Here is a 4,965-nt window from a genome sequence, read left to right on the forward strand (position 1 = left end):
AGCCAGTGCGGAAGCACACACCGTGCTGCTGACCGGTGTCGCGGGCCTGCTGGCCGGTGCCTTTTCCATGGCGCTGGGGGAGTTCACCTCTGTGCGGACAGCCAACGAACAGATCGAGTCCGAGGTGCGCGCCGAACGGCAGGCCTTTGAGCAGTTCCCACGTGGTGAGCAGATGGAACTGGTCGCCATGTTCAAGGAAATCGGCATGACCACCGAGACCGCCAAGACGGCAGCCGCTGAGGTTCACCGCGACCGGGAGCGCGCGGTCAACTTCCATCTGGCCCAGGAGCTCGGCATCGATCCGAGGGAGAAGCCCTCGGCCGGGGTGGCGGCCGGCTCGTCCTTCGTGTTCTTCGCCATCGGCGCGTTGATTCCGTTGCTGCCCTACCTGTTCGGTGTCCAGTCGCCGTGGCCCGGTCTGCTGTTCGGAGCTGTTGGTCTGGTCATCGCCGGGGGGGTCGCGGCTCATTTCGCCAAGGTCAACACCTGGTTCGGCGCCGGCCGCCAGCTGGTGTTCGGTTCGGTCGCCATCGCCGTGACCTATTTTGTCGGCAAACTCATCGGGACTGTCGTCACGTGATCCGTAGCGTCGGTCGGCTCGGGCCACTGAAGGTGGCCGGCTTGGTGATGTGGCAACTGCGCTACAACCTGCTGGCGATCGCGGTGGTGGTGGCGTTGCTCATCCCGGTCCCCGACGCCACCCAGAACGAGTACGCCGCCGCCGTGCTGTCGGTGCTGGGCATCGCCGCGTCGGTGTTCATCGGCTTCCGCAACACCACCGCCTACAACCGGTGGTGGGAGGCCCGCACGCTGTGGGGCGGGATCATCATCAACTCGCGCACCCTGCACAACGGATTGACGTCGGTGACCACCGGCTCGCCGGGCATGGAGCCGATCCTGGACCGGATGCGCCGCCGGCAGGTTCGGTACTGCTGGCAGCTGGCCGCGGAGATGCGTGGGGTCGCTCCGCTGCCCGGAGTTGTCGAGCTCACCCCGGAGGATCCGGTCGATGAGAGCTCCACCGACCTGCTCAACCGGCAGGCCGCCGACGTGGCCGCCCTGGTCGACGGTGGCTACATCGAGGACCAGGCCCGACTGGTGCTGATGACCTCGAACACCGGTGCGGCCACCGCCCAAAGCGGTCTCGAACGGATCCGCAACGAACCGATCCCGGTGCACTACGACCTCTTCATCCGGGCGCTGGCCTGGTTCTTCGGGCTGGTCGCGTTCAACCGGCTCGACGCGTCGGCCCAGAACCACCTCAGCAGCATGGTGGTGGGCGTTCTGCTGCTGACCATCTTCGTCCTCGCCGAACGGGTCGGCGGACTGATCGAGGCGCCGATGAACAACACGGTCTTCGACATCCCGATGTACCGCATCTGCGCCACCATCACCGGAGATCTGCTCGGCGCCGGCCACCCGCTGGCGCGGTCGCCGGAGGGACCGAAGTCGATCGTCTGGATGTGAGCGTCAGTCCCGCGGCGTCGCCGACATGTCCTCGACAAGGCGATGCAGCGCGCCGACAGCGGCCGACAGGGTAGTGCGATCGGCGTCGGACAGACCTCTGATCCTCGGCTCGATCACCGCTGCCCGGTCGGCCCGCACCCGGGCCAGCGCCTGCGAACCCCGGGGGGTGATCCGGATCAGCACCGCCCGGGCGTCCCCGGGATCGGCGGCGCGGGTGACCAGGCCGGCCTCCTCGAGGCTGCGAACCTGTGTGGTCATCGTCGGCTGCGAGCAGTGGTCCAATTCAGCGAGTTCGGAGATGCGGGTGCCGTCGCGACGGTCCTCGATGGTGCCGAGCAGTCGGGCCTGAGCCCACGGCAGTGGCAGCCGGATGCGCGAGGTGGCCAACCGGTTGAGGCGCGCGACGAGGGTCAGCAATTCCGAGCCCAGTGCCGCATCGCTCGGGACGGCCGTCCTTCTGCCGCTCATACGCGCCCATGGTACATAGGCAACCTATGTGCTGCTCCGGTGTCGCGAACGGGCGAAACGGATCTCACTGGCAGAATCGGACAATGACCTCGACGCGACCGGACGCTCCGGGGCGCGTGCCCGGGTCGGCGTCGGGCCCGCTGCCGGGCAGATCGCTGACCCCGGTCGAGATGGCGCAGGCCGCGGTGATGGGGGCGCTCAGCGCGGCGTTGGCAATCGTCTCGGTGGTGGTGCCATTCGCCGGCGGGCTGTCGCTGCTGGTCACCGTGCCGATGGGACTGCTGGGTTTCCGCTACCGACTGCGGGTGCTGCTCGCCGCGGCCTTCGCCGCCAGCACCATCGCCTTCCTGATCTCCGGCATCAGCGGGTTCATGGTGGTGCTCAACTGCGCCTACGTCGGCGGTATGACCGGCATCATCAAACGCCGGCGCTGGGGGACCGCGGCGGTCGTCGGCGCCTCGATCGTCGCGGGCATCATCTCGGGAGCGTTCATCATCGGGGCGCTGACCGTGCTGGCGCGGCTGCGCACCGTGACGTTCGAGGCGATGACCGCCAACGTCGACGGTCTGGTCGCGGTCATGTCGCAGTTCGAACCGTTCCGCCAATCCGCGGCCGACACCCGGGCGATGTTCGGTGTCGCCCTGCAGTACTGGCCGCTACTGCTGTTGATCTATTCGATCTTCACGATGATGGTGGTATCGCTGGTCGGCTGGTGGGCGCTCTCCCGGGTGCTGGAACGTCTTCGCGGAATCCCCGATGTGCACAAGCTGGAAACCCCGGTCGAATCCGGACCCATCGCCCCGCTGCCGGTTCACCTGCAGGAGGCCAGATTCCGATACCCGGGTGCCGACCATGATGCACTGCGCCCACTGAACCTGACCGTCGAGCCCGGCGAACATGTCGCTGTCACCGGGGCCAACGGATCCGGCAAGACCACACTGATGCTGCTGCTGTGCGGGCGAGCACCTACGTCGGGCCAGATCGATCGGGCCGGCGCGGTGGGGTTGGGCCGCATCGGCGGCACCGCGGTTGTCATGCAGCATCCGGAGAGTCAGGTGCTGGGATCCCGGGTTGCCGACGACGTGGTGTGGGGTCTGCCGCCGGGCACCGCCACCGATGTCAGCGGTCTGCTCACCGAGGTGGGTCTGGCCGGGATGGAGGAACGTGACACCGGCGGGCTGTCCGGCGGTGAGTTGCAGCGCCTGGCGGTGGCGGCGGCGCTGGCCCGGCAGCCCTCGATGCTGATCGCCGATGAGGTCACCACCATGGTCGACCAGCGTGGCCGCGAGGCGCTGCTGGGTGTGCTCTCCGAACTCACCGAGCGTCACCGGGTCGGCCTGGTGCACATCACCCACTACGGCAACGAAGCCCAAAGTGCAGACCGCACAGTCAATCTCAGCGAATCGGTGGACAATATGGTGATGGTGGCCAGCGCCGCCGCACCGGTTCCCACGGTCAGCACCGCCACCCGCCGCGGTGACACCGTGTTGCAACTCGATCACGTGGGCCACACCTACGCCGCGGGCACCCCCTGGGCCAAGACCGCGCTGCGCGATGTCACCTTCACCGTCGGCGAGGGCGAAGGTGTGCTGATCCACGGCGGCAACGGGTCGGGCAAATCGACGCTGGCGTGGATCATGGCAGGCCTGACGACGCCGACCACCGGAAGCTGCCTGGTGCGTGGTCTGCCGGCGCACGAGCATGTCGGCGATGTGGCGATCGCCTTCCAGGCCGCGCGGCTCCAGCTGTTGCGAAGCCGGGTCGATCTCGAAGTCGCCTCCGCCGCAGGGTTTTCCCCGTACGACACTGCCCGGGTGGTCGCCGCACTGGCGACAGTCGGACTGGACGGGTCACTGGCCGGCCGCCGCATCGACCAGCTCAGCGGCGGACAGATGCGTCGGGTGGTGATCGCCGGTCTGCTTGCCCGCTGGCCCAAGGCGCTCATTCTCGATGAGCCGCTGGCCGGTCTTGACGCGGCCAGTCAGCGCGGGCTGATCCGGCTGTTGACCGATCTGCGTCGCAACACCGGTCTGACTGTGGTGGTGATCTCGCACGACTTCGCCGGCATGGAGGAGTTGTGCCCGCGCACACTTCATCTCGATCGCGGAGTCCTGACGTGAGCCGGCAGAACCGTCCGGTGGTGCTGTTGCGGCCGGTGCCGGGCAACTCGGTCATCCACCGGTTGTGGGCCGGCACCAAAATACTTGTGGTGTTTGGAGTTTCGCTGCTGCTGTCGTTCTACCCGAGTTGGGCGATGATCGGGCTCACCGCGATGCTGGTGATCGCCGCGGCATGGTTGGCCCGCATCCCGCGCGGCGCACTACCGTCAATACCGCGCTGGCTGTGGGGGCTGGTGCTCTTCGGGGCGATCACCGCAACCCTTGGCCGAGGCGAGCCGGTACTGCATCTGTGGTCGGTGGATTTCGAGGTCGGCGGTCTGCTGAAGTTCCTTCGGTTCACCACGTTGTCGATTGTGCTGCTGGCGTTGGGCGCGATGGTGTCCTGGACCACCAACGTCGCCGACGTCGCGCCGGCGGTATCCAAACTCGGCCGTCCGCTGAAGGTGCTGCGCATCCCGGTCGAGGACTGGGCGGTGGCGCTGTCGCTCTCGCTGCGGGCGTTCCCGATGCTGCTCGAGGAGTTCCGGTTGCTCTACGCGGCCCGCCGGTTACGGCCACGCGCCGTACAACCCGACGGCCGGGCCGGGCGACGGCGATGGGCGTCCGAGGTGGTCGACCTGCTTGCCGCCGGTGTCACCGTGGCACTGCGACGGGCCGACGAGATGGGCGACGCCATCACCGCCCGGGGCGGCACCGGTCAGATATCGGCTGCACCGTCGCGGCCGAGGGCGGCTGACTGGGTGACGCTGACCATCTGTGTCGCGGTGGCGGCCCTGGGTGTCTGGCTGGAGATGCGGGCCGGCGGCTGACGGCTGGCAAACATCCGGCATAGTTTTCCGGTGCCGCCTCTGCCGGGTTACCATCGCTGTATGAGGAATCCGCTGGCTGCTCTGGCTACGGTGGCGACCGC

At 67.9% G+C, this 4,965-nt stretch carries 5 protein-coding genes; 4 read left to right on the plus strand and 1 reads right to left on the minus strand.

The window, feature by feature from the left end; translation table 11 throughout:
- Both ACR2JI_RS09175 and ACR2JI_RS09180 read left to right on the plus strand, forming a co-directional pair.
- The coding region (locus ACR2JI_RS09175; RefSeq protein ID WP_526389769.1) for a VIT1/CCC1 transporter family protein at nt 1-580 on the plus strand (580 nt) is incomplete at its 5' end.
- Nucleotides 577-1,467, plus strand: a complete 891-nt coding sequence (locus ACR2JI_RS09180; RefSeq protein WP_526389770.1) for a bestrophin family protein — start codon at nt 577-579, stop codon at nt 1,465-1,467. The genes ACR2JI_RS09175 and ACR2JI_RS09180, both read left to right, overlap by 4 nt.
- A gap of 3 nt (nt 1,468-1,470) precedes the next feature.
- On the opposite strand, the gene ACR2JI_RS09185 is transcribed toward ACR2JI_RS09180, so the two are convergent.
- On the minus strand, nt 1,471-1,935 hold the full coding sequence (locus ACR2JI_RS09185; RefSeq protein ID WP_526389771.1) for a MarR family winged helix-turn-helix transcriptional regulator: 465 nt from the start codon (nt 1,933-1,935) through the stop codon (nt 1,471-1,473).
- A gap of 83 nt (nt 1,936-2,018) precedes the next feature.
- Here ACR2JI_RS09185 and ACR2JI_RS09190 point away from each other — a divergent pair, with 83 nt between their 5' ends.
- Together ACR2JI_RS09190 and ACR2JI_RS09195 are read left to right on the plus strand one after the other, a co-directional pair.
- Nucleotides 2,019-4,055, plus strand: coding sequence for an ABC transporter ATP-binding protein (locus ACR2JI_RS09190; protein ID WP_526389772.1), 2,037 nt, complete (start codon nt 2,019-2,021; stop codon nt 4,053-4,055).
- Entirely contained in the window at nt 4,052-4,864 is an 813-nt protein-coding gene (locus ACR2JI_RS09195) for an energy-coupling factor transporter transmembrane component T family protein (protein WP_526389773.1), read from the plus strand. Before ACR2JI_RS09190 ends, ACR2JI_RS09195 begins: the two co-directional genes overlap by 4 nt.
- The last annotated feature ends 101 nt before the right edge of the window (nt 4,865-4,965 follow it).

Source organism: Mycobacterium sp. (assembly GCF_051006775.1).
In the GTDB taxonomy this organism is placed as follows: Bacteria; Actinomycetota; Actinomycetes; order Mycobacteriales; family Mycobacteriaceae; genus Mycobacterium.